We start from the raw sequence: 25,498 nt of genomic DNA, 5'->3' as shown, positions 1-25,498 counted from the left end.
CGCCTTTGGTCCGATTCAGGGAATGCCTTTGTCATCAGTTACTGGTTTTCAATCTGTTCTGCCAGGTCATTTAAGTACATCCACCGCTCCATCTTCTCCTCCAGAAGCCGCTCCTGCTCTGTCTTTTCTTCCATCAGAGCGTTCAGCTTGCTGTAATTGGAGGCAGCTTCTGCCATCTGCCCGTCAAGCGCCTGGATCTTTTCCTCCAGAGCAGCCATATCCTCTTCAATCGTATCCCAATCCTTCTGTTCTTTATAAGAAAACTTAAGCTTACGCTCTCCTCTGGGCTTTTCCCGGTTCTTCTTCACCTCTGTTTCAGCCTTTTTCCCCGGTTCCTCCTGCCCCGGTAGTCCATCGGGATATTTGGCCTGAAAGGCCGCCTGATAGTCCGTATATCCGCCTTCATACTGGGTCACTTCCCCCTGTCCCTCAAAGGCAAATATCCGCCGGACCACCCGGTCTAAGAAATACCGGTCATGAGAAACCGCAACTACGATTCCCGGAAAGCTGTCCAGATAATCTTCTAAAATGGTCAGGGTCTGGATGTCCAGGTCATTGGTGGGCTCGTCCAATAAAAGCACATTAGGGGCTTCCATCAGAATCCGAAGGAGATAAAGCCTTCTCTTCTCCCCTCCCGACAGCTTTTCTACCAAAGTATACTGAACCTCCGGGGGAAATAAAAATCGCTCCAGCATCTGGGATGCGCTGATGCTTCCGTCCTTTGTCTTTACATACTCAGCCGCATTCTTAATATAATCAATGACCTTCAGACTGCCGTCCATATCTTCACTTTCCTGAGAAAAATATCCCATTTTCACAGTCTGTCCCACGGTGACAGTTCCGGAATCCGGCTCCAGCCAGCCTGCGATAATCTTCATTAAAGTGGATTTTCCCGTTCCGTTAGGCCCGATAATGCCGATCCGGTCATTTTTGAGGAAAATATAGGTGAAATCCGTCATCAACACCTTTTCCCCGTAAGCCTTGGAGATTCCCTCCAGTTCTACAGTGGTCCGTCCAAGACGGCTTGCAATGGAATCCAGATCAATGGTCTGGTCAAACTCCAGCCCCTTCTGGTCCCGGAGGGCTTCGTACCTCTGGATGTGGGCCTTCTGCTTGGTAGATCTGGCCCTGGCTCCCCTCTGCATCCATTCCAGCTCTACCCTGAGAATGGACTGGCGCTTCCGTTCTGCCGCCACAGCCATATCCAGGCGCTCTGCTTTTAGCTTTAAGTACCCTTCATAGTTGGCCTGATAGCTGTATAATTTTCCCTTATCCAACTCCACAATCCGGTTAGTAACACTGTCCAGGAAATACCTGTCATGGGTTACCATTAAAAGGGCTCCTTTAAAGCGGCGCAGATAATCTTCCAGCCAGTCCGCCATGGTGCTGTCCAAATGGTTGGTAGGCTCGTCCAAAACTAAAATATCCGCAGTGGACAGCAGGACACTGACTAAAGCCACCCTCTTTTTCTGGCCTCCGGAAAGAGTTTCCACCTTGGAGTCAAAGTCAGTAAAGCCCAGCCTGGTCAGCATGGTCTTGGCCTGGCTTTCCATGTCCCACACATGCCCATGGCCTTCATTTTCCCGGACAATGCTCTGGAGTATGGTATCTCCCGCCTGGAATTCCGGGTTCTGGGAGAGGAAGCGAATGTCTAAGTTCCTGCCCTTTACTACTTTTCCCTCATCAGGCTCTTCAAGTCCCGCCACAATCCGCAGCAGGGTGGATTTTCCCGTTCCATTAATGCCGATTAAGCCGATCTTCTCCCCTTCATTGATGCTGAAGCTGGTATCGTCAAACAGCAGCCGTTCTGTATATGATTTTGTCAAATGATCAATAGTCAGTAAATTCATTGTTTCTCTTTCTCTCCTGTCTCGTTCTGCCGGATTACCAATCATACCGGATTGCCAGTTCTACCGGATTACCAGCTCCACCGGGCAATGGTCGGAGCCCAGTACTTCCGTATGAATGGATGCGCTTTCCAGCCTGTCCTTTAAGCTTTCTGAAACGCAGAAATAGTCAATGCGCCACCCCGCATTTTTCTGTCTGGCGCTGAACCGGTAGGACCACCAGGAATAGATTCCCTCCTGATCCGGGTAGAAATGGCGGAAGGTGTCAATAAAGCCATTTTCCAGAAGGTTGGTAAACTTTGCCCGCTCTTCGTCGGTAAAGCCTGCATTTTTCCGGTTGGTCTTGGGGTTTTTCAAATCAATTTCCTTGTGGGCAACGTTTAAATCGCCGCAGATAATTACCGGCTTTTTCTCTTCCAGCTTCTTTAAATAAGCAAGAAATGCCTCTTCCCATGTCATGCGGTAGGGAAGGCGGGCCAATTCATTCTGGGAATTGGGAGTATAGCAGGTAATCACATAATACTCCGGAAATTCTGCTGCAATAATTCTTCCTTCCTGATCATGTTCCTCAATACCGATTCCATAAGCCACTGATACAGGCTCTTCCTTTGTAAATATGGCTGTTCCCGAATAGCCTTTCTTCACTGCATAGTTCCAATACTGGTGATAGCCCGGTAAATCAAGGCTGATCTGCCCTTCCTGCAGCTTGCTTTCCTGAATACAGAAAACATCTGCATCCATCTCTTTAAAATAATCCAAAAAGCCCTTTTCCACACAGGCGCGAAGGCCGTTTACATTCCACGAAATCATTTTTTTCATCGTCGTCACCTCAAAATTAAAGATAGAAATAGTATACCATTTTCCTATTGATTAGAAAAGGGCTGAATGTTCTTAGTTTTTAGCTATTGACATTTTTTCTGATTAGTGATATCTTTTACTTAATAAGTAATAGGTATTACCTATTACCATAATAACAAAAAACGGAGGAATTTGATTATGGCTTACAAAAATCACATTGATTACTTAAAAAGGGCTGTTGATATCTCAAAAGAAGCCAGAGCAAACGGAAACACCCCATTCGGAGCACTTTTAGTGGATAAGGATGGAAACATCGTCATGGAACAGGGCAATATCGAAATTACAGATAAAATCTGTACCGGTCACGCAGAGGCCACACTGGCAGCCCGCGCTTCCCATGAATATTCCAAGGACTTCTTATGGGACTGCACCCTTTATACAACGGCTGAGCCATGTGCTATGTGTGCAGGAGCCATTTACTGGGCCAACATCGGCTGTGTGGTTTACGGAATGACAGAGCGCAGACTGCTGCAGCTTACAGGAAGCAATGAGCAGAATCCTACCTTTGATCTTCCATGCCGGGATGTCTTTTCAAAGGGACAGAAGGAAATCACAGTTCTCGGGCCTTTCCCTGAGATTGAAGAAGAAGCTGCTAAGGTACATGAAGGTTATTGGGACTAAACATATTGACATTCACTTGGAGGAGGATAAGAATGAAATCAGATCATACACCGGCCGGTGATGCATTTGGGGAAAAGATCAGTCTTGGAAAAAACATCATATTAGGTCTTCAGCATCTTTTGGTTATGTGTCCGGGCACCATTGCAGTGCCTCTCATTATGGCATCCGCACTGGAACTGGATGCAGAAACTACCGCATTTTTAATCTCCGCAAACTTTTTAACCAGCGGAATCCTGACACTCATTCACGTTTTAGGAATCGGCAGCCATGTCGGTGCCAAACTGCCCATTATATTAGGCTCTTCCTTTGCACCTTTGGCCCCCATGATCGTCATCGGGCAGAATTACGGCCTGGCTGCTGTATTTGGCTCCATTATCGCATCAGCCATCGCCATTTTTATCCTGACCTTTTTCATGGATAAGGTTCTGGTGCTCTTTCCCAGAAATGTAATCGGCTGCTTTGTTGCTTTAATGGGAATCAGCCTTGCTCCCACGGCCATTCGGGATCTTGCAGGAGGCCCTGGTGCTCCTGACTTCGGTTCTGTTGAAAATATTATTCTTGGAACCCTGGTCATGGTTTCCATTTTATTGATGCAGCGCTTTGGAAACAGTTTTATCAGTGCGTTTTCTCTGCTTATCGGCATTGTGGCAGGTACTGTTATCGGTTCCTTCTTCGGTATGGTCAACTTTGCTTCTGTGGAGCAGGCCAAATGGTTCCAGATGGTAACTCCCTTCCGGTTCGGTGCTCCTGAATTTAAGCTGGTTCCCATTGCCCTTATGACTGTTTTCTGTATCATCAACATCATTCAGTGTATTGGAGTATACTCTGTGCTTGACGAAATTTCAGGAACAGAAACTCCCAATGAACAGCGCATCAATGGAATCCGGGCCCAGTCCATAGGTCAGATGATTTCAGGTGTTTTTAACTCGGTTCCTTCCACCATGTTTAACGAAAACATCAGCCTTCTCGACCTTACAAAGGTAAAAAGCAGATCAGTTATCGTAACATCAGGAATCATGATGATCGCACTGGGGATATTCCCCAAGTTTTCAGCGGTTGTCACCATGGTACCTAAAAGCGTATTAGGAGGGGTTACCCTGGTATTGTTCGGAATCATCACGGCTTCCGGAATCTCCATGCTGTCAGGGCTGGACTTTTCAAAGGATAATAACTTTACCATTGTAGGCACCAGCCTGGCAATTGGAGTGGGCGGAAACTTTGCATCAGAAATATTCACCCAGCTCCCTTCCACCTTAAGTATGATCCTGAGCAACGGCCTGTTTATGGTCAGCATATCTGCAATTCTTTTGAATTTGCTGTTTAACGGAAAAAAGGGACTTTCCCGAAAAAGCCTTAGCGATTGACATTTATTTTAAAATCACCTATACTAATGTCACCAGTCACTCTATTACAGGACTGGTGGCATTTTTTCAGGGCTTTTAAGACCTTGATTACCCTAAGGAGGCCAGGACTTTGGAAGATCTCCATATTAATGTTACATCACTTTCCGAACAGGCAAAAAGCAAAATAAGACAGTATATTTCTTCCATGGATCTTGAAAAAAGCAATAAGCTGCCCAGGGAAGAGGTTTTTGCAAGCCTTATCGGCGTCAGCCGAATCACTCTGCGCAGTGCATTAAATGACTTGGCCTGTGAAGGCCTTATTTTCCGGCGTCAGGGAAAAGGCACTTTTGTAAATGTAGATTCTCTGAATATCAATGTGACCTTTAACCCTGTTATGGAATTCACTCGTATGATCTCCAACAGCGGGTATACTCCTTCCGTACAGCTTTTGGGAATCCGGATTGTGCCGCCCTCCAAGTCCATTGAAAATATATTGCAGCTTTCTGAAAATGATAAGCTGGTCATGTGTGATAAGATATTTCTTGCCGACGAGCGCCTTTGTGCTTACTGCATCGATTACTTTCCTCTGGCTGCAATTGGGGGAGAAGAGGCCTTTGATAATTTTTCCAACTATCAGAACTCTGTTTTCACCTACATTCACAGCCATTCCGGGCGTAAGATCATCTGGGATAAGGTGAATATAAAGACAGCCATAGGCAGCGACATTCCAAACCTGCCAAGCCATGTTTCAGATAAGAATATAAAGAATAAGCCCTTTCTGCTGCTGGAAGGTGTCAATTATGATGATAATGATAATCCGCTTTTATATGCTAGGGAGTATATTGATACAGAATTGATTCAGTTCAGTATGATACGGCAGAGAAATATTGATTATTTTAAATAAGGAAATAGATTTAAAAAATGTGCTTTGATCGGGCTTATTAAGGCCCTTTCAAAGCACATCTTTGATTTTAAATTCTTTTTATTTTTCCTGCCACTTTTTCCGTTCCACAAACCGTCCCATGAAAAAGGCCAAAATTCCAGTTCCAATTCCAGTCTGAAGGCAGAAGATCAGACTTTCCACCTCTCCGGGAATCTCCCCGCCGATCCAGGTTTCCATAACAGGGGTAAACCAGGGTTCGTGTTCTTCTCCCTTTATTTCCGATATCATCTGGCTTCCCGCATCGTCGGAGCCGCCAAATTCAGCCCCTCTTAAGACAAAGACAGGAATCACTGCAATCAAGCATACCAAGATCAACAGCATTGCTGCAATCTGTTTATTTTTCTTACTCATCTCCTTAAACCTCCTTTGAAAATCCAACGGCCTTAAGCTCAGGAAGAGCATAAGTCTCAAGGGTCATTATAATCACTGCAGTTAAGATTCCCTCAATGACCGCAAGGGGAAGCTGGGTGGGAGCGAAAACCCCTAAAAACTTAACAGCAGAAGCCCCTATGCCGCCGATCTCAGACGGATAAGCCAGGGCCAGCTGAAGGCTGGTCACACAGTATGTAAGCAAGTCGCCCAGCATGGCTGCCAGGAAAACGCTGACCATCTTATTTACATTCAGCTTTCTGCATAATTTATAGATACCAAAAGTCAGAAACGGCCCTGCAATCGCCATGGAAAAAGTATTGGCGCCCAAAGTCGTAAGTCCTCCGTGTGCAAGCAGAATTGCCTGGAAAATCAGTACAATCAATCCCAGAATGCTGACAGCAGACGGCCCGAACAAAATAGCCCCCAGGCCGGTTCCCGTCATATGGGAACAACTTCCCGTAACTGACGGAATCTTCAAGGACGATATGACAAAGATAAATGCCCCGGACATAGCCAGTATGGTAATGGCCCGGCCGTCCTTTTGAAGGGATTTCCTGATTGAGAAAAAGCCTGCTACCAGGAAGGGAAGGCAGACAGCTCCCCAGGCGATGCAGTATGCCGCCGGAAGATACCCCTCCATAATGTGCATTCCATAGGCGCTGGGCACAACGGCGAAGGCCATGGCAAATGCAATTGCCAGTTTCATAATACTTGTTTCTTTCTTACTCATGTTCATTCTCCTCTCAAAAAAATAAGCACCTACGATCCGATGATTCCCACTCATCAGACAGGCGCCCTCTGGGTAAATCTTTGTACAACAAAAAGACTTCCCGGCATCCGGTCATCGCTCGTAACCGAATGCATCGCAAAATGAAAGGCAGGTCTTCTGACTTTGGCTTCCTCGCAGCAGCTCCTCTTCCCGGTTTCCCAGTGATTTATGGAACCCTGCTCCACACTTACAGCGGCGGGACCGTAAGGGATTTTCACCCTTTTCCCTATTATCCTGCGGAGAATTTTCACAGGCACCTTCCAAATAATACCATTGTATTGTAACGTTTTAGAACTTTTCTGTCAACTTTTTTGATTTGGTCTCAATTCCTTCAGAAGAGTTTCCAATTTTCCGGCACTCCTGGGACAAACTTCCTTTTCATCTAAAATCCCATGTTTTACCAGACTGGTCCATACCTCAAGAAGTATGGGCTTTCTCAAATTAGCCTCTTGTAATACCTCATCTCTTTTGAAAATCTCTGCCATAGGACCGTCAGCAATGACTCTGCCATGGGCAAAAACCACCGCCCGGTCTGCCCATTGGTAGGCAAAATCCACATCGTGGGTAGAAATCAAAAGGGTTTTCCCCATAACTGCCATCTTATCCAGAATCCCTTTCAACATTTCCACATTGACCGGGTCTAAGGAAGCAGTAGGCTCATCAAATATCACTACCTCGGATTCCATGGCTAGAATATCCGCAATGCTGACCCGCTTTTTCTCCCCTCCGCTTAAATAGTGAGGCGGGCGGTCTTTCATTTCGGTTAAATTCATATCAGATAATGCCTGTTCCACACGCCTTGCCACCTTTTCCTTTGGAAGCCTTAAATTCATAGGACCAAAGGATACCTCGGAAAAGACTGTGGAAGCGATGATCTGGTGATCTGCATCTTGGAATACAATTCCCACGTGCTTTCTCAATTCATTAAAATCCTTTTTCTTTACTTCCTTTCCATTATAGAAAATCCGTCCGGAATCCGGCTGCAAAACTCCGTTTAGGTTGAGAAAACAAGTGGATTTTCCTGCCCCGTTAGAACCCAGAACTGCGATCTTCTCCCCTTTTCTCACAGTTAAGTTAACTCCCTTTAATACTTGAGCGCCTTCTTCATAGGAATAGCATAGGTTTTCTGCCTGTAAAAGAATACTTTCCATTTTTTCACCTCCCTTTCAGCCCGCAAAAGCTATTAATTCTGCTTTTAACCTCAGACGTTATCTTAGCCATTATCCAGTCTTTATTTCAACTATCTCCAGCCATTATTCGGTCCCTATTCCAGCTATCATCTCGCCCGCCATACCAACAACCATGCCAAAATCAGACCCCCAACATAACCTGCTGCTGCACCTATCTGCCACCCCTTAACCGGCCGCTCTTCTTCCAGAAACAAAAGCTCCCCGTCATAACACCTTGCGGTCATTGCATTGTAATAGATTCCTGCCTTTTTCAAAGAAACCACAAATAAGTTTCCCCCTATGCACCCAAAGGTACGGCAGGATGTCTTAAAACCGCTGTATCCAAGGCGTGACTCCGCCGCCTGCTTCATTTGGCGCTGGGAATCTGTCATTACAAAAATAAACCGGTAAATCAGGTTCATTAATTCCACAATTATCTTGGGTGTCCGGATGCTTTTCAAAACACCGATTACCTCGCTGGCAGTCGTGGAAAGTACCAGCATGTACATAGCGCTTAAAGAAGCCGAAGCCTTTAAGACAAGGCCAGCCGCCAGCCTTATCCCCTCCTCTGTCACATAGAGATAAAACCCTGCTGCAGAAATAAGAACCTGCCCATAGGGTTCTCTGGATATACCTATGGCAATGGCCGCCGTACCCAAAACCAGAAATCCAAACGGTATTCTAAAAAGGGCCAGATATTTCCTCCAGGAAAGTCCCCCTGCCAAAATGGTAATGGCAGACATGGACAAAAGCACCAGACAGGATACCCACACATCATTTGCTGCAATGCAGATCAAAAGCCCGGAGACAGCTACAGCAGCTTTCAGCCGGGGATTCCAGCTTCTCAGCCGGGAAACGCAGGCATAATAATCAATGGTATTCAACATTTTCACCTCCTTTCGTATGACTTAAGGCTGATTTCTGCTGCGGCCTGCAAAAAAAGACGGGAAAGACAGGCGTTTTTACGACTGACTTTCCCGTCTTTTTTATGTTATTTAACCCTCTGCATTCTCTGCAACCTGTTCCTCGGTCAGAGTAAATACCTGTCTCTTACGAGCCATATCATCGCTTGCCAGGTACTCATCGTAGGTAGTGATCTTATCAATCAACTGGCCGTTTACGATCTCCATAATTCGGTTTGCCGTAGTCTCCACGATCTGATGGTCACGGGAGGAGAAAAGCAGAACTCCCTGGAATTTCATAAGACCGTTATTTAATGCAGTGATTGACTCCATATCCAAATGGTCCGTAGGCTCATCAAGCATCAGCACATTGGAACCGGAAATCATCATTTTGGAAAGCATACAGCGCACCTTTTCACCACCGGAGAGCACACGCACTTTTTTCACGCCGTCTTCTCCTGCAAAAAGCATACGTCCCAGGAAACCGCGTACATAAGTAACATCCTTTTCCGGAGAATACTGGGTCAGCCAGTCTACAATGATATCGTCATTGTCAAACTCCGCAGAATTATCCTTGGGGAAATAGCTATGGCTGGTGGTAATACCCCACTTGTAATCACCTTCATCCGGCTCCATTTCTCCTGAAAGGATTTTAAACAGAACTGTCTTGGCAAGCTCATTTGGTCCTACCAAAGCCACCTTATCCTCACGGTTTAAGGTAAAGGAGATGTTATCTAAAATCTTTACTCCGTCAATGGTCTTTGATAAATTGGTAACCGTCAGTACTTCATTACCAATCTCACGGGCAGGACGGAAATCGATGTAAGGATATTTCCGGCTGGAGGGCTTAATGTCATCCAGTTCGATTTTCTCCAAAGCCTTCTTTCTGGAGGTTGCCTGCTTGGATTTGGAAGCATTGGCAGAGAAACGCTGGATAAATTCCTGCAATTCCTTGATCTTTTCTTCCTTCTTCCTGTTGGCTTCCTTCATCTGCTTTACGATCAACTGGCTGGACTCATACCAGAAGTCATAGTTTCCTGCATAAAGCTGGATCTTGCTGTAATCAATATCTGCGATCTGGGTGCAGACTTTATTTAAGAAATAACGGTCATGGGATACCACGATTACGATATTTTCAAAATTGATAAGGAATTCCTCCAGCCATGCAATGGCATCCAAATCCAAATGGTTGGTAGGCTCGTCAAGGAGCAGAATATCCGGATTTCCGAACAATGCCTGAGCAAGAAGCACCTTAACTTTTTCCGCTCCGGTTAAATCCTTCATCAATTTATAGTGAAGATCTGTCTCAACTCCAAGTCCGTTTAATAAGTTGGCTGCATCGGATTCAGCCTCCCAGCCGTTCATGGAAGCAAATTCGCCTTCTAAATCTGCCGCCTTAATGCCGTCCTCTTCCGTGAAGTCCTCCTTCATGTAGATGGCATCCTTTTCCTTCATGATCTCATAAAGTCTGGCATTTCCCATAATAACCGTATCCAGTACCTGGAAATCATCATATCGGAAGTGGTCCTGCTTTAAGAAGGAAAGTCTCTGTCCCGGTGTAATGACGATATCACCGCTGGTAGGCTCCAGCTCGCCGGAAAGAATCTTGAGAAATGTGGATTTTCCCGCACCATTGGCACCGATCATACCGTAGCAGTTGCCCTCTGTAAATTTGATATTTACATCTTCAAACAATGCTTTTTTTCCAATTCTTAATGTTACATTATGTGCACTGATCATTTTAACTTTAATTCCCTTTCTGTAATCTGCTTTTATCCGCCCTTCCTGTCCATGGTTCTTGGACAGAGCCTGCGGTTTTTCATTGTCTCTACTCAGCAAAATAGGGGTCAATTGGCCCCTTTCTTGTCATCTCTCTTATTGTACCTGAAAATCCCGAATTTGCAAGCCTTTTATACTGAAAAAAGGAAGTTCTGCCTGCATAATCCGGGATTTTAAGTATTTTTACTTTGCTGCTTCTACCTTTAATGGAAAATTCGTCTTACTGCCTGCATCATAATTGACAGTCACATAGGTTACCTTTACCATGGCTCCGCTTCCGTTTCCTCCGTCAGTGGCTGTTCCCAGCACACCGCTGTCCAGACCTTCACCGCTGCCCTTGATAAAGCTGAGCTCTTCTTCCGACTCCGTCTTAATGGTAAAGGTACTCATAGCCTGATCCACCACGCTGCCTGTCACTGTCTGAACCGTCATATCCTTTTGTCCATCCAGCACCAGAATGATCTTTGCGTTAGAGGTATCAGAACCGGATATCTCACCCTTGTAAACAACGGAAACCTCAACATCAGGCCCGAGAGCATAGGAAGTCTCCACTACCACGCCCTTTAAGTCAAAATCAGTCTCTGCCTCACCGTTTAACACGGTCATGTGTTCCAGATTGTCGTCCACCTTTGTGACCTTAGCTGTCAGTATCTTAAATTCAGCACCATTGCCGGGGGCCTCCTGGCTGGCAGTTTCCGTGCTATCTGTTGATGCTTCGGAAGAAGCAGTCGTCGATTCTGAGCTGCTTTCCCCGTTGCCAGCCGGTTTTCCACAAGCAGTAAATAAAACAGCACCGCAGACGGCCAATGCTAAAATCCATATTCTTTTCATGAGCATCCCCTTCTTTCTTTTCTGCTTTATCTGTTATTTCAAATTCAGTATATCATCCGATTGTGAAAAATCTTTATCTTTTTTCTTAAGTAATTTTAATAATTGGATAAAACTTCCTGAATTATTATTTTCTGCCCAACACACCCTATTTTTGAGGTGATTTAATGAAAAACAATTTATCCAAATTACTTTTTAAAAGTACCAGCACCAGACTTTACTTTATAACACTCCCTGTATGGCTGCAAATGTTACTGCACGAAAATCATTCATACATTGATACCGCTGCACAATTACACCACGTTGCCGGGATATTATTACAGCAAAAAAACCTTAGTTTTTAATAAACCAGTTTTAGAGGTATGGGTAAAATATTTATTCTTAAATTTCTCCGTACCGCCCCAGAAAACTCTGAGTTCTCACGTTATTGGAGGCAAAAACATCTTCCGGCTTTCCTTCTTCCACGATCACTCCGCCGTCCATAAAGATAATCCGGTCTGAAATATCCCTGGCAAAGGCCATTTCATGAGTTACAATGACCATGGTAATCTGCATGTCCGCCAGAGATTTAATAACCTTCAATACCTCTCCCGTAAGCTCCGGGTCCAAAGCTGAGGTGGGTTCATCAAAGAATAAAATTCTGGGGTTTAAAGCCAAAGCTCTGGCAATAGCCACTCTCTGGCACTGTCCTCCGGAAAGCTGGCAGGGGTATGCATTGGCTTTTTCCTCCAGGCCCATTTTCCGCAGAAGCTCCATGGCACTGGCTTCCGCCTCTTCCTTCTTCCGCTTCTGCACGTGGATAGGCGCATCGGTCACATTTCTTAATACGGTCATATGGGGAAATAAGTGAAAATTCTGAAATACCAGACCGTAATGTTTCTGTATTTCCTTCAGATTTTCCTTTTTGGCGTAAACGGATTTTCCATCACTGCCTTCCCAGGCAGCCTTTTCTCCTATGTAGATCAATTCTCCCCCATCCATCTGTTCCAGCATGGTGGCGCAGCGGAGCAAAGTGGATTTGCCTGAACCGGAGGGGCCTATGATGGATACGATCTCCCCTTCTCTTACCGACAGGGAAATATCCCGAAGCACACCCTGGCCGTCAAACTCCTTGCGGACATGGTTCATTTCCAGTAAGTACATCTCTTCTTCCTCCTATTGATAATAGTTCAAACGATGTTCCAAATGCTCCATTCCCACTGCCACAATCAGGTTAAAGACATAATAGAACAGCCCTGCCGCAACAAAGGGAACGAGACTGGTCTGAGAAGAGGCCAGAGCCTTGGCAACGGCGAACATTTCTAAAACGCTGATGGTAAAGGCCAGGGACGTGTCTTTAACCAGAGTGATGACCTCATTGGTGACAGAGGGCAGTATCCGCTTCACTACCTGGGGAAATATGATCCGGAAAAAGGTCTGCCCCCTGGAGTAACCCAGCAGCTTTGACGCTTCATACTGCCCAACAGGCATGGACTGAATCCCGCTGCGGTAAATCTCTGCAAAATAGGCGGCATAGTTGATGATAAAGCCAATAAAGGCGGCCATAAGCCGGTATCCGTTTCCCACCTTTAAGCCGAATAAGTAATAGGGGCCGAAATACACCACCATGAGCTGAAGCATCAGAGGAGTTCCCCTCATGACTGAAATATAAAATTTAACAATGGCTCTTATAACAGGGTTCTTTGACATCCTTCCAAAGGATACCAAAAGTCCCAGGGGCAGAGAAAAGACCAGCGTCACAAAAAATATCTGGATGCTGACCCACATACCCCCTGCCAGTTGTAAAAGTATCTTATCTAAAGTCATGACTTCTCCTCCATGTTCTCCCGAAAATGGGTTCCGGCTTCTGATGAAAAGGGCCGGAACCCATGGGTTTTATCTTTATTTTCCGATGGTTGTTACATCTTTGCCGAACCATTTTTCGGAAACAGTCTTTAATGTTCCGTCAGCGGCCATTGCCTCTAACTGTTCCTGAACCTGATCTCTTAAGGCTTCATTGCCTTTCTTAAAGCCTACGCCGTATTCTTCGGCAGCCAGGGCTTCTTCCAATATGATGAAATCTGCGTTTCTCTGTTCAATCTGATATCCTGCCACAATGACATCCATGGCAATGGCATCAACAGCGCCCATTTCCAGATCCATAAATGCGGTGTTGTAATCCGGTGTGGTCTGTAAAGTACCAAAGGTTCCTGTCAGCTCTGCGTCTTCCTGCAATGCCTTTTCCGCAGAGGAATCGGCCTGAACCTCTACCACTTTTCCTGCCAGATCAGCAAGAGTTTTGATGCCGGAATCTCCTTTTACTACAAATACCTGACTGTTTTCCATATAAGGGGTTGTCCAGGTATAACCGTCTTCCCGTCCGTTCATGGTAAAGCCGTTCCAGATGCAATCCACATTTCCGGAGGTCAGTTCCATATCCTTGGAATCCCAGGCAATGGGCTGTGGAACGTAAGTCTTTCCAAGACGTTTTGCAACCTCCTGAGCCAGCTCTAAGTCAAAGCCTGTATATTCTCCGTCGTCTCCCACAAATCCCATAGGCGGGAAGTCCTGGTCAAATCCAACGGTAAATGTATCTGTTCCATCTGCCGCAGCCTGGCTGGTTTCTCCTGCCGCTGTGGTCTCTTCTGTCTTTGTCTGTGCGGTAGTTTCTGCTGCCGTAGTAGTAGCTGCCTCCTTCTGTCCGGAACAGCCCCCAAGAATCAGTGCTGCTCCCAGCAGTGCCGCTGCTTTCCAAATCTTCTTTTTCATAATTACTTCCTCCTCGTTGTTTTCATGTGTTACCATGGTAGCATAGTAAAGCGTTTCTGTAAAGAAGAAACTTTATAATTTCACTTTACCTTCCCATAAAACCCACAAAAAATATCAGAAGAAGCAGTCCTGCAAATACTCCAAATGCTACAACCGGACTTACAGCCCTTTTTCCGGAAGGCCTTTCCGGCTCCGCAAACATCCCCCAGGGGCTCAGCTCCAAAAGCCCGGGCAGGAGACGTCCAAAACCTTCCCCTTCCAAAAAATTTAAAAACTCCCGCCAGTCCCGCTCTAAAATACGTTTTCCATCCTTCCAGTCCTCCAGGGCTTCCCTCTTTTCCCTGGAAAAAAAGAATCCCTCTTTCTCTTCCTCCCCAGCGCTTTCCCTTTTCTTTAAATACTGCCGGTAAGCCTGGCGAAGCCCCTTATTGATGACTTCTTGAAAGTCGCCTGTGGTCTGATAAAGATTCATCATATAATAGTAGGTCTTATAGGCTGCCCTTGGCTCAAAAAGGCTTTTACGGATTCCCGTCCCAGCCCTTTTCTCTGCCTCCTGTCTGGCAGCTTCCTCCTGGATATATAAATCGATCATCTTATCAACTGCGCTGCGCAGATCAGAAGACAGCTCCTTTTCCACCGCAGAAATAGAAGTATAGGTCTGGGATTTGATCGCCATGACTGCTGCCAGAAAGCCGTAAAGCTCTCCGCTGCTGCCGCTGATCCCCTGTGCAACGAATAAATTTCCTCTGCGGCTTATGTACCCGGCAAACCGTTCCCCCGGTTCTAAATCCCCCGGGGAATAGACCCGGTTCTTTCCCAGGGCAGAGATAGAGGCTTCCGCCCCGTAAACCTTTTCCTGTCCCGCCTTCATGGTCAGAGGAAACTCCATTTCCATCCGGTCCGTGTACCGTTCATTTCTTATGATCCGTCCCTGACCGTCAGGCTGATAGATAATTCCCCGGCTTAAGCTCCCCTGGTTTACAGGAGTCCGGATTCCGCCCCGGACCGGGAAATTCCCAGCTTCTGCCTCAGGATCTGTCTGCCCTTTAAACATTCGGTCCAGCTCTCCCTGATCCGGCGAACGGCCCGTTACGCTGCGGTAAAGGGCCGTCTGCAGGGACCTTACGGAATCCTGGGTTCCATAAGCTTTAAAAAGTCCGTTCAACTCTCCCAGGCGGGTATTTAAAACCTTTGACAGAACCTCCGAAAGCATCTGGTCAAGAGTTCCGGGCTGTCCCTCAGTCATTTCCTGGTTCCCGTAAAGAAGCATCTGCTCAAGGAGCTTTTCATACATGGCCCCAAGATTTAAAAGCTCAGACTCCAAAGAGATATCCAGGGAAACGGCCCAGTTTTGCAGACTCTTCCAGGCAAGCTCCAGTATTTCCCGGCCCTGTTTCTCTTCAGAAACAGCGGACTGGTTCCGAAGCTGTCGGTAGGGCCTGCTTTCCCTGGACAAGACAGCCTGGTCCTTGCCGGAATCGCCAGTGCTTTCCAGTTTGCTTTTATTCTCCTCTTCTTTTTGCACCATGGCTTCAATCAGCTTGCCGTCAGTCTGGATTTTCCCCATTTCCAGGGCTGCTTCTACATTCTGGGGAAACTCCTGGATTGCCGGTTCCCCTCTGGATGTTCCGGCAGAGGATAAGTCCTGAGCCTTAATTTCCATATTTACTCCTTAATCTTTTTCGTCCTGGTAAACGATCTGACCGCTGCAGATGGTGTATTTCACCTTTCCAAACAGCTTCTCTCCTGTAAAGGGGGTATTAGAAGATTTTGATGCATATTCCCCTGCAATCCATTCTTCATTGGGATCAAAAATTACCAGATCCGCTGCTGCCCCTTCTTTTATGAAACCGGAATCCAGACGGTATAATCTGGCGGGATTGAGGCTCATCTTTTCCATAAGCTCCATCATGGTCAAATGACCGGGCCTTACCAGGTTAGTTACAGCCAGTCCTAAGGCTGTTTCAAGTCCTGTAATTCCGCTGGGTGCTTCGGTTAAGGGTCTTTCCTTCTCCTCTTTGCTGTGGGGGGCGTGGTCGGTGGCAATGATATCAATGCTTCCATCCTTTAACCCCTGGATAATAGCCTGGCGGTCCTTTTCCGTTCTGAGTGGCGGATTCATCTTTGCCAGAGTGCCGTACTTTAATACCGCTTCTTCCGTCAGGGTAAAGTGGTGTGGAGTCACTTCTGCGTATACGTCAGCTCCCAGCTCCTTTGCCAGCTTCACCATTTTTACAGAAGCCGCAGAGCTAATGTGCTGGATGTCTATGGTGGCACCTGTGTGGAGGGCGATCATGCAGTCCCTGGCCACAAGGCTGTCCTCTGCCAGAGCAGGGGAACCGTAGATACCAAGCTGTTCGGACACCTTTCCATGGTTGATTCCGTTATTTTTAATAAATGCAGGCACTTCCTCATGAAAGCTTAAAGGAAGGTCCAGCTCTGCCGCCCGCTCCATAGCCTCCTTAACCAGAGCTTCATCTAAAAGAGGAATTCCATCATCTGTAAAGCCTGCGGCTCCCTTGGCTTTTAGCAAAGCCATATCCGTCAGTTCCTTCCCCTGAAGTCCCTTTGACACGGCTGCTGCCTGGAGCACGTGGATTCCTGTTTTTTTTCCTTCTTCTATTATATATTGAAGAGTTTCTTCATTGTCTACCGGAGGCTTTGTATTGGCCATGCAGACTACGGTGGTAAAACCGCCCTTTGCCGCCGCCCTTGCCCCTGTATAGATATCTTCCTTGTAAGTAAATCCGGGGTCACGGAAATGAACGTGAACGTCAATCAGCCCCGGCGCTGCCACAAGACCAGTTCCATCAATTACTACATCCTCTTTAGAAACCGAATCCCGGTTGATCGAAAGAGATTCCCCTATTGAAACAATCTTCCCGTCTTTTATACAGATATCTCCATCCCGTTCCAGCCCGCTTCCGGGGTCTACCAGGTGGGCATTTTTAATCCATATCATCCTTTTTTCCTCTCTTCCTTCTCTATGGTATTCTGCTTCCATTTTCAGTTGATTTCGAAGCTGTCTCCATCCCGTTGAATGACTGCAATTCTTTCCCGGTAAGGAGCGGAAACTTCCATTTCCTTAAGCCTTCCGATTACGGAAAAATCTCCCCAGCAGTGCATGGGAAATGCATGGGATGCAAAAGCTTTTCTCATGAACTCATCAAAGCCCAGGTAAAAGTTTTTCTCCTGCCTGGGGTCTAAGGGGAGAAAGGCCACCTCCATGTGCAGTCCTTCCAGCTTGTCCATTTCCGCCGAAAACTGTTTTGCCATGTCTTCATTCCAGCTTTCCGGTTCACCTTCCCATCTCCAGTGGTTCAAGTCTCCGGCATGGTAAATGGTCTTTCCCTCGGCTTTTATAAGAAAAGCGACGCCTTCATCGGTGGATCGGAAGGTCTGCACCTGTACTTCCTCCCCTGTCTCAGAAATGCTTAAATGATATATTTCTCCCGGCTTTACAGCGGTAACACGTTCCGAAATTTCTTTGGGGAACTGCTTTCTTTCTATGTCATCTGACAGGACATACCGGACACTTTCATGAATTTTCTGAAATTCCAGTATTTTTGATGAATAGTGATCCCCATGACGGTGGCTGGCAAATACCAGAAGAGGCTTATGTGCCGGAAATTCCGGCAGTGTTCCCTCTGTATAATCAAACAGAAGGCACATGGTATTAAGTTCCACCATGAAGGAGCTGTGATGGATAAATGTAATCTTCATCTGAAATGACCTCCTTTTAAGTTTCTTTAGAAAATTATATCACAGAAGCTGCTGCTCTGCATAGGATTGTAAACGGAATCCCCTTTATTTTTCGCGTAAAAAAGAGACACTGTCTGGGGTTATTAAAAATCAGGGCGGAGACAATTGTCTCCGCCCTGATTTTTTTGCTTTCTGACGCACTTATCCTGCTGCTTATTTTGCGGCAGTTTCTGATTCTTCCGCCGGAGATTCCTCTGTTTTTTCGGTTGCTCCTGAAACAGCATCTGCTGTAGTCTCAGCAGTTGTTGCTGCTGTTGTAGGCTCAGGTTCATTGCCGCCGCATGCGGAAATAATGGTCATGGTCAATATGGCTGCACTTGTAAGTACAAGTTTTTTTGCTGTTAATTTCACAATGATTCTCCTCCTTATAACTGCACGGATTAATAGACTTTTATGTATCCATGAAGCACGTTATCAAGTCTAGCACTATAAACAGCCAAAGTCAATTGCTGTGGCATGATTTTAAGCCTCTGTCCATTGTGAATTGCTCTCATTCCTGCTATAATTTTATTTAAAGACACAAATAAAATCTTAACTACCAGGAGGAATTGTATATGCTGAAAGATTTAGTTACCAAATGCCGTACCTACCGCCGTTTTTATGAGGAGGAATCCATTTCACTGGAAGATTTGAGAGATCTGGTGGATTTAGCCAGACTGGCTCCCTCCTCTGCCAATTCCCAGGCTTTAAAGTTCCGGCTGTGTAATACACCGGAAGAAAATGCAAAGGTATTTAACACTCTTTCCTGGGCCGGCGCCCTGCCGGAGTGGAAAGGGCCTGAAGAAGGAGAGCGCCCCTCTGCTTATATCATCATCCTGTGCGACCTTTCCCTTGGAAAGAACAAGTTTCATGACGATGGAATTACCGCTCAGACCATGATGCTTGGGGCGGTGGAAAAAGGGTATGGAGGCTGTATCCTTGCAAGCGTTCAGAGGGAAAAGCTGGCAAGAGCCTTGGGTATCGATATTTCCCGTTACTCTCTTGATCTGGTTCTGGCTCTTGGAAAGCCTAAGGAAGAGGTTGTCCTGGTTCCCATGAAAGAGGACGGGAATGTCCGCTATTATAGGGATGAAAATCAGGTGCATTACGTTCCCAAGAGAGAGCTTGACGATATTATTATTTAAGTTTGGCAGGTATTTTAAAAACAGCCGGTTTCCTGACTATTCAGGGCCGGCTGTTTTCTTCATTCTTTATTCTAAAAATGCTGTCCGCATTTGGGGCAGTATTCGAAGTTTTCCGATGTTTCATATCCGCAGCTTGAACACTTTTTATAATTCCACTCCTCCGCCCTATGCCCGGACTGTACCAGGGTTAAATCCTGCTCGCTGATATCTGCAGACTCTCTGCGGCTGATCTGCTTTCCCTTTTCCGAGTTTAGTTCATAAACGGTATTACAACAGGACATCTGAACGTAATAATGACGGTTCCATTTTATAATAGGGATGAAGAAAATGCTGAAATAGCTATAGGTCATGAATACCTGATATCTGCCATAGCCTCCGCACTGGCCGCAAATGACCGTTTTTGTGTAATCAAGCAGTTTTCTTCCCTGGCTTATGCCGAATATAAATAACATAGCGTCCTCCTGAAATTGGAATTTTCTATGGCCTGTGGTTAACACTTGAGTGGCATTGGTCACATTAACGCCCCACTGCAAATATTGATGAGATAAAGTGGTATAATAAAGTGAGGTATGTTACCATAATACTATAAAGCAGCTTCAAGTAAATTTTCACAACCCTAAGATGTAAGTATAGAAAATATAGCATATTCGATTCATCATTGCAATGGATATTGATTTCGATAGAATTGAGAACCCCCCCGGGAACCCAGCATAAAAATGTACCTTCGGAGCTCTCAACTCCCCTGGCATGCCTGCATTTGCTCTGGAATATAGAGAAAAATAATCAATAAAATTAAAGGTATTTTGTAATAGAAAACTTGACAACCGGCAAATTAGTAACTATAATAGTTACTAAAGGTGGTGCTTATGTACTCTACAAAATTATCGGTTAGTATACACATTATGTGTTTAATTGCATTGACCAATACAGAGCCTGTTACATCGGAGTATATTGCTTCCAGCATTAATACCAATCCGGCGCTTGTCCGGCGTTTGATGAGCCGGCTAAAAAAAGCACAGCTGATTGAATCCAGCACAAGAGTCGGTATTACAGGACTTGCCAAGAAGGCAGAAGACATTACACTTCTGGATATATTTGAGGCCGTGGAGGAAAACCCGGATTTGTTCGGTATACACAGTAATACCAATCACAAATGTCCTGTAGGGGCAGAGATTGAAAGTACCTTGAAGCATTTATATAGCAATATTCAAAGTGCAGCAGAAAATGAAATGTCCGCCATTACATTGGCTGACATCACAAAAGAATTCATCAAATAAATAAGGAGGGGGGATCTATAAAACTCACAATTATCAGAGCAACAGGCATGGCAATTGCAATTTTAGATGAAATAGAAAAACCCCAGTTTATCCGCACCAGATTCACAGTATGCAATCAGTAGTCTTTGAAAAATAATTATATAACGGAGGTATGTAATCATGAGTAAAACAATTGGAATTATTACAGGCAGTTTGAGAAAAAACTCTTTTTCCGGAAGCATTGCCGAGTATGTGAAGAACCATGCTCCAGCAGGAGTTGTATTCAAAACCATTGATATCAGCCAACTTCCTCTTTATAATCAGGATTATGACGGTGCTGATCCGGAAGAATACACCACATTCCGCAATGAAGTACTAACTTTGGATGGCGTACTCTTCATCACGCCAGAACATAACCGTTCCATTCCTGCGGCACTGAAAAATGCATTGGATGTAGGGTCCCGTCCTTATGGAAAAAATGTTTGGAACGGTAAACCAGGGGCTGTTATCAGTCAGTCTCCCGGAGGTATCGGTGGTTTTGGAGCAAATCACCACCTGCGTCAGGTGCTCGCTTTTCTGAATGTTTTAACCTTAGCTCAACCGGAAGCGTATATTGGTTCTTACCACACCTTGATCGATGAAAACGGCGCTTTAAGCAATGAGGATACAAAAACGTTCCTTGACAGCTTTTTAAGCTCTTTCGTATCTTGGATGGAAAAGGTTTCTTGATTCCTTGTTAAGGACATATTAAAAGAGGGCGTTGATCTTTAACAGATCAGCGCCTTTTATATAGCATGTTTTCAGCTGTTAAATAGATATTATTTCACTTAAGAATTATAACAAAAAGTACCCTAATAGTTCAACACAGCTTTTTTTCTGTGTTTTACTATCAGGGTACAGTTTAGGGTACAGTTTACCCCTTCTCCATATTACCTACTATCTTTCTGTACTAACTTCGGAACGACCATAAAAGGTGAACAGGTACAGTCCGCAAATTCCCACCAGCGCATACAGGATTCTGGAAACCCATGTCATGCTGCCAAAAATAAATGACACCAGGTTGAAATCGAAGAATCCTACCAGCCCCCAGTTTACTGCGCCCACAATGGCTATGGTAAGGGCTGTGTAGTCCAATGCTTTATTTCTCATGGCACTACCTCCTTTTCATCTGTTATTATGATATAGAGGCCTGATTTTTATACATTATCTCCCTAAGCCGTTGATCCTGGCCCTTATTTCATCCTCACGGGTGTTGAATAAAAGCCTTTCATTATACTGATAATACCGTTCACAATCGTACTCCTTTAAAAACTGAACGCTGTAATAACCGGTATTTAATTCCGTTACAAATATGACCATTTCCTGCCCGTCTCCAAAAGCTGCCTCCATAAAATCAAAAGCATGTTCCAGGGCTTTTCCTGCCTCAGATAAGGCCTCATCATACTGTATGCTTTCTTCTTCAAACATCTGGCTGATCCGTTCCCAGGCTGTTTTTAAGTCTGTAATATCTTCCCTTTTAAGGGTTTCTTCATATTTAAAAAGAAGTCCTTCCACATCGCGGCGCAGGTAATCTTCTCTTCTGCTTAAAAGACCGGCTTCCCGCTTGCTGTTCCATTCCTTTTTCCATTTTTCCCGCAAAGAAGCCAGACGGCTTAACATGGAACCGGAAGCATTTCCTTCTGTTTCCGGATTAATTTCCTTTAAGGCTTCCATCAAAAGCTGGGTCTTGTCTCCCTGGTCAGCAGCCTTGCGAAAACCCTGGCCCAGCCTGGATAAAAGCAGACCTATGACATTTAATTTTTCATCAAAAGCCGCCCGTTTCAGCTTATCGCAAAGCCTTTCCCGAATAATCCCTGATAAAATCTCATCAATCTGATAATCTTCCTCATACTTATAGTATAGCTCCAGGTAGTTGGCAAAATCCTTGGAAATCTTTGGAAATTGAATGTATTCTCCCACTACATCCCGGTCCGGTTTTCTGCCCAGCCGCTCGCTGATCTGGATAAAGCGGGATAAGTCCTCCCAGCCTCTGGGAGTGGCAAAAAGCTTGCCGTCCACTGTGGTTTCAATGCGGCAGAAGTTTTCAGTTCTGGCATTTAGATAAGATATGATCGCCGGATGAAGTCCATTTTCATAGGCATAAGCCTTCCATACCTCATAATCCGGCTCCACCTGGATCAGCTTGATCCGATCCAGGGTCACAACGTCAAAATCCCGGACCGATTTATTGTATTCCGGCGGATTTCCGGCCGTGACGATAACCCAGCCTTCTGGAATGCTGTGATTTCCAAAGGTTTTATACTGAAGAAACTGGAGCATGGTGGGCGCCAGAGTCTCGGAAACACAGTTGATTTCATCAATAAAAAGGATTCCCTCTTTAAGCCCTGTGCTTTCTATTTTATCATAAATGGAAGCCACAATTTCGCTCATGGTGTATTCTGTTACACTGTAATGCTTCCCGTCGTATTCCTTTTCCGTAATAAAAGGCAGGCCAACAGCACTCTGCCGGGTATGATGAGTAATGGTATAGGCAACCAGACCTACCTGGCACTCTCTCGCCACCTGCTCCATAATCTGAGTTTTTCCGATTCCGGGAGGCCCGATGAGAAATACCGGCCTCTGCCGCATGGACGGAATCTCATAGGAGCCATAGGAATCCTTCAGCAGATAGGCTTCAATGGTATTTTTAATTTCTTCTTTCGCTCGTTTTATATTCATAGTCAAATCTCCTGTAAGTTAACTTGCAGTAACAGTTCAGTCCTGAACAGTTACAAGATCTTCAGGCATCAATATCACCTTCATAGCCCACCCGGGGACAGAAATATCTTCATACTGATCCTTCATAAAGACAAATGCAGTATCATAAGGAGGCATTTTCACCGGATAAATTCCCTTTCCATCGGTAAAATAAATCAGTCCCCGCAGCTTCTTAAAAGCCCCTTTGTTCACAAGGCCGTTTACATATTCAAAGGCAGGACGGAAATCCGTACCTCCAAAACCGGACAGGGTAAAATGCTCCATATAGTCCTCCATCTCCTCTCTGCTGGTGATGGTCACGTCAGAACGGATTTCTTCATCGCATTGAATGATGTGAATATTGATTTTCCTGAAATAGCTTTCAGACTCCCCAAGAACCCCATAAGTTTCCTGAAGAAACTGGCTCACCAAATCACCTGATACGGACATGGAGGTGTCAATGACAATGACAAAGTCTTCTATTTTAAAAACCTCTTTCGTTTCCAGAGGCTCAATTAAAGGCATGTTTTTATAAAGAGACAGGCCGTAGGTATAGAAAACATAATCAAAGGAATCAGGGTCCACTTCCGCTTCTTCCTTTAGGACTGCAAACTTTCTTAAAAACTTTTTGTAGTCGTATTGTTCCCTGTTTTCAACCTTGATCTGCTCCAAAAGATTTTTAGAGGATTTATCATCCTTTTCTCCAAAGGATTCCATCTCCGTTTCCATTTTCTCCCGGATGTTCTGCCACTGGTTCTGGCGCTCCACCGGAATCTTGGGGTCCTGCTCCTGGTCCCAAAGGACATGGCTGTCCACATAGAATTCTCCTGCCATTTTCTGAAGCTGCTCTGCAGGGAAGTTCTTTTCCCGGAGAAACTGATAGATTCCTTCCGCAGTAAAGACCTTAAGCCGCTCTCCAATCCGCCCGTATATTTCTCTGCGGTAACCGGACTGATGGCGGTAAACAGATTTCACATAAAAGCTGTCCAATATGGACTCTATGGCAATGTCGCAGGCTAAGTCCCAGACCGCCTTATCCCTGTTTCCCCTGGAGTATACGTGGCAGAACAGGCAGTGAAACAGCATATGCAAATAGGACCGGTTCACCCAGACCCTGTTGCTTTTATACATGGCAAACAAATGCTCCGGCTGGTAATAAATCACGGCCCCGTCCGTGGCCAGACCTGTTCCGGACCAGTCTGCCTCAAAGATGAAGCTGCTCAGGGCAATATCCAGGTATCGGAAATTCAAATACAGCTCATTGCGTGCATTGGTTAAAATGTCACTGCCTATTTCCACGGTTTTCAGCTCATCAAGCTGCTTTTGCCTTACCGGATCAATCATTGCTTCACCTTCTTTCTGTTTCATTCTGTTTATTGATTACGATAAAGAAAACTTTCGCTTCACAGCAGGAAAACGCCTGCGGCGCATTTCCATAAGCGCACTTAAAACCTCTGTGCGGTCCGCCTCCCCTGCCAGGTCAACCAGCCCGTCAAAGGTCTTCCTGTCCTGCCCATACTCCCTTGCAAGCCATAGGAAAAGATCGGGGTCCTCGTCTGCAAGGGCCGCCTTCCCTGCTGCTGTCATATGATCCGTCAAATAATCCTCATAAATTTCCCTGTCCTGATCATAGAGGTCAACAGGAGTATAAAGCCTGCCAAGAACCAGAGCTGCTGTTACAGACTCTCTTTCCTGCACTAATGCGTGGGGAAACAGGGCATCGTATTTGTGAAACTGAAATTCCGTATGTTCAAAGCAATAGCGGTACATATGACCGCAGCCGTGCATTTCCCGGATGGTGATCCGGGCCGGAGTGTGCTCCACCGACTCCTCAAACATCTCAGGAAAGACCAGGCGGGCATTCCCTTTTGGGCTGTAATAGTTTATATAAAGCTCCTGATGCAGCTCTGCCAGAATTTCTTCCATACAGGAGCGTTTTTCCGCCACAATATGAATATCCAAAGACCGGATTCCCGTACATCCGGTAAACAGCCCGGAACCCAAGTTTTCTATGGAACTATAGCACTGGAGGTGAGCCAGATCAAAACAATTATAAAATGCGTAATTTCCTATTTTCCTGATGGTATCCGGCAGATACAGGGCCTTTAGTTTTTCACAGTTGATTTCCGGAGGCAGGTCTGTTTCCTCTGCCGTGACAGGATTTCCTTCCTCATCACAAACCAGTATTTCACTTCCTACACGGGCAAGCATTGCATCTCTGCCCCAGCCGCAGGAAAAGGCATAGGCAGACAGCTCTTTCACTGTCCTGTTTCCGATTCGCTCCGGAACCCGCACAACGCCGTCATATCCCCGGTAACCAAGGATTTTTATATGATTATCCACAATCTGATATAAAAACATTCTAAAATCCTTTCCGTCAATGGTTTAACATGTTAGTTTAACAGAAAAAATGGATAAACGCAATGGATTTTACCAAAAAA

At 45.5% G+C, this 25,498-nt stretch carries 26 protein-coding genes and 1 riboswitch; of the genes, 6 read left to right on the top strand and 20 right to left on the bottom strand.

Annotated features, from left to right (window positions below; all coding sequences use genetic code 11):
* Positions 1-38: 38 nt before the first annotated feature.
* Positions 39-1,850, bottom strand: coding sequence for an ABC-F family ATP-binding cassette domain-containing protein (locus V7M78_RS04830; protein WP_333646977.1), 1,812 nt, complete (start codon positions 1,848-1,850; stop codon positions 39-41).
* 60 nt (positions 1,851-1,910) lie between these two features.
* A complete protein-coding gene (locus V7M78_RS04825; RefSeq protein ID WP_333646975.1) occupies positions 1,911-2,666 on the bottom strand; it encodes an exodeoxyribonuclease III in 756 nt (251 codons plus the stop codon).
* Between the two features lie 177 nt (positions 2,667-2,843).
* Here V7M78_RS04825 and V7M78_RS04820 point away from each other — a divergent pair, with 177 nt between their 5' ends.
* The 3 genes from V7M78_RS04820 to V7M78_RS04810 all read left to right on the top strand — a co-directional run bounded on the left by V7M78_RS04820 (position 2,844) and on the right by V7M78_RS04810 (position 5,573).
* Positions 2,844-3,326, top strand: a complete 483-nt coding sequence (locus V7M78_RS04820) for a nucleoside deaminase (RefSeq protein ID WP_333646973.1) — start codon at positions 2,844-2,846, stop codon at positions 3,324-3,326.
* A 32-nt stretch (positions 3,327-3,358) separates the two neighbouring features.
* On the top strand, positions 3,359-4,690 hold the full coding sequence (locus V7M78_RS04815; RefSeq protein ID WP_333646971.1) for a uracil-xanthine permease family protein: 1,332 nt from the start codon (positions 3,359-3,361) through the stop codon (positions 4,688-4,690).
* A 109-nt stretch (positions 4,691-4,799) separates the two neighbouring features.
* Positions 4,800-5,573, top strand: coding sequence for a GntR family transcriptional regulator (locus V7M78_RS04810; protein ID WP_333646969.1), 774 nt, complete (start codon positions 4,800-4,802; stop codon positions 5,571-5,573).
* 78 nt (positions 5,574-5,651) lie between these two features.
* On the opposite strand, the gene V7M78_RS04805 is transcribed toward V7M78_RS04810, so the two are convergent.
* From V7M78_RS04805 to V7M78_RS04745, 13 genes are all read right to left on the bottom strand, one after another.
* Positions 5,652-5,963, bottom strand: a complete 312-nt coding sequence (locus V7M78_RS04805) for an energy-coupling factor ABC transporter substrate-binding protein (RefSeq protein ID WP_333646967.1) — start codon at positions 5,961-5,963, stop codon at positions 5,652-5,654.
* A 4-nt stretch (positions 5,964-5,967) separates the two neighbouring features.
* Positions 5,968-6,714, bottom strand: coding sequence for an energy-coupling factor ABC transporter permease (locus V7M78_RS04800; protein ID WP_333646965.1), 747 nt, complete (start codon positions 6,712-6,714; stop codon positions 5,968-5,970).
* Between the two features lie 129 nt (positions 6,715-6,843).
* Positions 6,844-7,029, bottom strand: a riboswitch (cobalamin riboswitch).
* A 26-nt stretch (positions 7,030-7,055) separates the two neighbouring features.
* Positions 7,056-7,904, bottom strand: a complete 849-nt coding sequence (locus V7M78_RS04795) for an energy-coupling factor ABC transporter ATP-binding protein (protein ID WP_333646963.1) — start codon at positions 7,902-7,904, stop codon at positions 7,056-7,058.
* A gap of 125 nt (positions 7,905-8,029) precedes the next feature.
* On the bottom strand, positions 8,030-8,809 hold the full coding sequence (gene cbiQ, locus V7M78_RS04790; RefSeq protein WP_333646961.1) for a cobalt ECF transporter T component CbiQ: 780 nt from the start codon (positions 8,807-8,809) through the stop codon (positions 8,030-8,032).
* Positions 8,810-8,917: 108 nt separating this feature from the next.
* A complete protein-coding gene (locus tag V7M78_RS04785) occupies positions 8,918-10,564 on the bottom strand; it encodes an ABC-F family ATP-binding cassette domain-containing protein (RefSeq protein WP_333646959.1) in 1,647 nt (548 codons plus the stop codon).
* A 222-nt stretch (positions 10,565-10,786) separates the two neighbouring features.
* Positions 10,787-11,434 (bottom strand): hypothetical protein, encoded by a 648-nt coding sequence (locus tag V7M78_RS04780; RefSeq protein WP_333646957.1) that lies wholly within the window; start codon positions 11,432-11,434, stop codon positions 10,787-10,789.
* Between the two features lie 378 nt (positions 11,435-11,812).
* Positions 11,813-12,574, bottom strand: a complete 762-nt coding sequence (locus V7M78_RS04775; protein ID WP_333646955.1) for an amino acid ABC transporter ATP-binding protein — start codon at positions 12,572-12,574, stop codon at positions 11,813-11,815.
* 12 nt (positions 12,575-12,586) lie between these two features.
* A complete protein-coding gene (locus V7M78_RS04770; RefSeq protein ID WP_333646953.1) occupies positions 12,587-13,237 on the bottom strand; it encodes an amino acid ABC transporter permease in 651 nt (216 codons plus the stop codon).
* Positions 13,238-13,312: 75 nt separating this feature from the next.
* Positions 13,313-14,179, bottom strand: a complete 867-nt coding sequence (locus tag V7M78_RS04765; protein WP_333646951.1) for an amino acid ABC transporter substrate-binding protein — start codon at positions 14,177-14,179, stop codon at positions 13,313-13,315.
* 85 nt (positions 14,180-14,264) lie between these two features.
* Positions 14,265-15,842, bottom strand: coding sequence for a hypothetical protein (locus V7M78_RS04760; protein ID WP_333646949.1), 1,578 nt, complete (start codon positions 15,840-15,842; stop codon positions 14,265-14,267).
* Between the two features lie 9 nt (positions 15,843-15,851).
* Positions 15,852-17,138 carry a dihydroorotase gene (locus V7M78_RS04755; RefSeq protein ID WP_442914627.1) on the bottom strand — a complete coding sequence of 429 codons (1,287 nt, stop codon included), beginning with the start codon at positions 17,136-17,138 and terminating at the stop codon, positions 15,852-15,854.
* A 47-nt stretch (positions 17,139-17,185) separates the two neighbouring features.
* Positions 17,186-17,902: an MBL fold metallo-hydrolase gene (locus V7M78_RS04750; protein WP_333646945.1), complete on the bottom strand. Its 717-nt coding sequence runs from the start codon at positions 17,900-17,902 to the stop codon at positions 17,186-17,188.
* A gap of 192 nt (positions 17,903-18,094) precedes the next feature.
* On the bottom strand, positions 18,095-18,292 hold the full coding sequence (locus tag V7M78_RS04745) for a hypothetical protein (RefSeq protein WP_333646943.1): 198 nt from the start codon (positions 18,290-18,292) through the stop codon (positions 18,095-18,097).
* Positions 18,293-18,495: 203 nt separating this feature from the next.
* On the opposite strand from V7M78_RS04745, the gene V7M78_RS04740 reads away from it, so the two are divergent.
* Positions 18,496-19,065 carry a nitroreductase family protein gene (locus V7M78_RS04740; protein WP_333646941.1) on the top strand — a complete coding sequence of 190 codons (570 nt, stop codon included), beginning with the start codon at positions 18,496-18,498 and terminating at the stop codon, positions 19,063-19,065.
* A 71-nt stretch (positions 19,066-19,136) separates the two neighbouring features.
* Here the strand turns inward: V7M78_RS04740 and V7M78_RS04735 are convergent, their stop codons facing one another.
* Positions 19,137-19,517, bottom strand: a complete 381-nt coding sequence (locus V7M78_RS04735; RefSeq protein ID WP_333646939.1) for a zinc ribbon domain-containing protein — start codon at positions 19,515-19,517, stop codon at positions 19,137-19,139.
* A gap of 414 nt (positions 19,518-19,931) precedes the next feature.
* On the opposite strand from V7M78_RS04735, the gene V7M78_RS04730 reads away from it, so the two are divergent.
* Positions 19,932-20,342 (top strand): Rrf2 family transcriptional regulator, encoded by a 411-nt coding sequence (locus V7M78_RS04730; RefSeq protein WP_333646937.1) that lies wholly within the window; start codon positions 19,932-19,934, stop codon positions 20,340-20,342.
* A gap of 159 nt (positions 20,343-20,501) precedes the next feature.
* Positions 20,502-21,050 (top strand): NADPH-dependent FMN reductase, encoded by a 549-nt coding sequence (locus V7M78_RS04725; RefSeq protein WP_333646935.1) that lies wholly within the window; start codon positions 20,502-20,504, stop codon positions 21,048-21,050.
* Between the two features lie 207 nt (positions 21,051-21,257).
* On the opposite strand, the gene V7M78_RS04720 is transcribed toward V7M78_RS04725, so the two are convergent.
* Genes V7M78_RS04720 through V7M78_RS04705 form a run of 4 tightly spaced genes read right to left on the bottom strand, consistent with a single transcriptional unit; the run spans position 21,258 to position 25,418 of the window.
* Positions 21,258-21,470 (bottom strand): DUF378 domain-containing protein, encoded by a 213-nt coding sequence (locus V7M78_RS04720; RefSeq protein WP_333646933.1) that lies wholly within the window; start codon positions 21,468-21,470, stop codon positions 21,258-21,260.
* A 54-nt stretch (positions 21,471-21,524) separates the two neighbouring features.
* Positions 21,525-23,039: an ATP-binding protein gene (locus V7M78_RS04715; RefSeq protein WP_333646931.1), complete on the bottom strand. Its 1,515-nt coding sequence runs from the start codon at positions 23,037-23,039 to the stop codon at positions 21,525-21,527.
* 36 nt (positions 23,040-23,075) lie between these two features.
* The gene (locus V7M78_RS04710) at positions 23,076-24,401 is read right to left on the bottom strand and encodes a vWA domain-containing protein (protein WP_333646930.1); all 1,326 of its coding nucleotides are present in this window, start codon (positions 24,399-24,401) and stop codon (positions 23,076-23,078) included.
* Positions 24,402-24,437: 36 nt separating this feature from the next.
* Positions 24,438-25,418, bottom strand: coding sequence for a leucine-rich repeat protein (locus tag V7M78_RS04705; protein WP_333646929.1), 981 nt, complete (start codon positions 25,416-25,418; stop codon positions 24,438-24,440).
* Between the last annotated feature and the right edge of the window lie 80 nt (positions 25,419-25,498).

Origin of the sequence: Lacrimispora sp. (assembly GCF_036758025.1) — a bacterium.
GTDB lineage: Bacteria > Bacillota > Clostridia > Lachnospirales > Lachnospiraceae > Lacrimispora.
This window is presented reverse-complemented; position numbering and strand designations above follow the sequence as displayed.

Bases quoted from the DNA above. Each gene is read 5' to 3' on its own strand.
- V7M78_RS04825 (WP_333646975.1), bottom strand. From the start codon at position 2,666: ATGAAAAAAATGATTTCGTGGAATGTAAACGGCCTTCGCGCCTGTGTG.
- V7M78_RS04730 (WP_333646937.1), top strand. From the start codon at position 19,932: ATGTACTCTACAAAATTATCGGTTAGTATACACATTATGTGTTTAATT.
- V7M78_RS04725 (WP_333646935.1), top strand. From the start codon at position 20,502: ATGAGTAAAACAATTGGAATTATTACAGGCAGTTTGAGAAAAAACTCT.
- V7M78_RS04765 (WP_333646951.1), bottom strand. From the start codon at position 14,179: ATGAAAAAGAAGATTTGGAAAGCAGCGGCACTGCTGGGAGCAGCACTG.
- cbiQ (WP_333646961.1), bottom strand. From the start codon at position 8,809: ATGTTGAATACCATTGATTATTATGCCTGCGTTTCCCGGCTGAGAAGC.
- V7M78_RS04800 (WP_333646965.1), bottom strand. From the start codon at position 6,714: ATGAGTAAGAAAGAAACAAGTATTATGAAACTGGCAATTGCATTTGCC.
- V7M78_RS04770 (WP_333646953.1), bottom strand. From the start codon at position 13,237: ATGACTTTAGATAAGATACTTTTACAACTGGCAGGGGGTATGTGGGTC.
- V7M78_RS04705 (WP_333646929.1), bottom strand. From the start codon at position 25,418: ATGTTTTTATATCAGATTGTGGATAATCATATAAAAATCCTTGGTTAC.
- V7M78_RS04760 (WP_333646949.1), bottom strand. From the start codon at position 15,842: ATGGAAATTAAGGCTCAGGACTTATCCTCTGCCGGAACATCCAGAGGG.
- V7M78_RS04735 (WP_333646939.1), bottom strand. From the start codon at position 19,517: ATGTTATTTATATTCGGCATAAGCCAGGGAAGAAAACTGCTTGATTAC.
- V7M78_RS04715 (WP_333646931.1), bottom strand. From the start codon at position 23,039: ATGAATATAAAACGAGCGAAAGAAGAAATTAAAAATACCATTGAAGCC.
- V7M78_RS04750 (WP_333646945.1), bottom strand. From the start codon at position 17,902: ATGAAGATTACATTTATCCATCACAGCTCCTTCATGGTGGAACTTAAT.
- V7M78_RS04785 (WP_333646959.1), bottom strand. From the start codon at position 10,564: ATGATCAGTGCACATAATGTAACATTAAGAATTGGAAAAAAAGCATTG.
- V7M78_RS04830 (WP_333646977.1), bottom strand. From the start codon at position 1,850: ATGAATTTACTGACTATTGATCATTTGACAAAATCATATACAGAACGG.
- V7M78_RS04780 (WP_333646957.1), bottom strand. From the start codon at position 11,434: ATGAAAAGAATATGGATTTTAGCATTGGCCGTCTGCGGTGCTGTTTTA.
- V7M78_RS04710 (WP_333646930.1), bottom strand. From the start codon at position 24,401: ATGATTGATCCGGTAAGGCAAAAGCAGCTTGATGAGCTGAAAACCGTG.
- V7M78_RS04740 (WP_333646941.1), top strand. From the start codon at position 18,496: ATGCTGAAAGATTTAGTTACCAAATGCCGTACCTACCGCCGTTTTTAT.
- V7M78_RS04820 (WP_333646973.1), top strand. From the start codon at position 2,844: ATGGCTTACAAAAATCACATTGATTACTTAAAAAGGGCTGTTGATATC.
- V7M78_RS04815 (WP_333646971.1), top strand. From the start codon at position 3,359: ATGAAATCAGATCATACACCGGCCGGTGATGCATTTGGGGAAAAGATC.
- V7M78_RS04805 (WP_333646967.1), bottom strand. From the start codon at position 5,963: ATGAGTAAGAAAAATAAACAGATTGCAGCAATGCTGTTGATCTTGGTA.
- V7M78_RS04775 (WP_333646955.1), bottom strand. From the start codon at position 12,574: ATGTACTTACTGGAAATGAACCATGTCCGCAAGGAGTTTGACGGCCAG.
- V7M78_RS04720 (WP_333646933.1), bottom strand. From the start codon at position 21,470: ATGAGAAATAAAGCATTGGACTACACAGCCCTTACCATAGCCATTGTG.
- V7M78_RS04795 (WP_333646963.1), bottom strand. From the start codon at position 7,904: ATGGAAAGTATTCTTTTACAGGCAGAAAACCTATGCTATTCCTATGAA.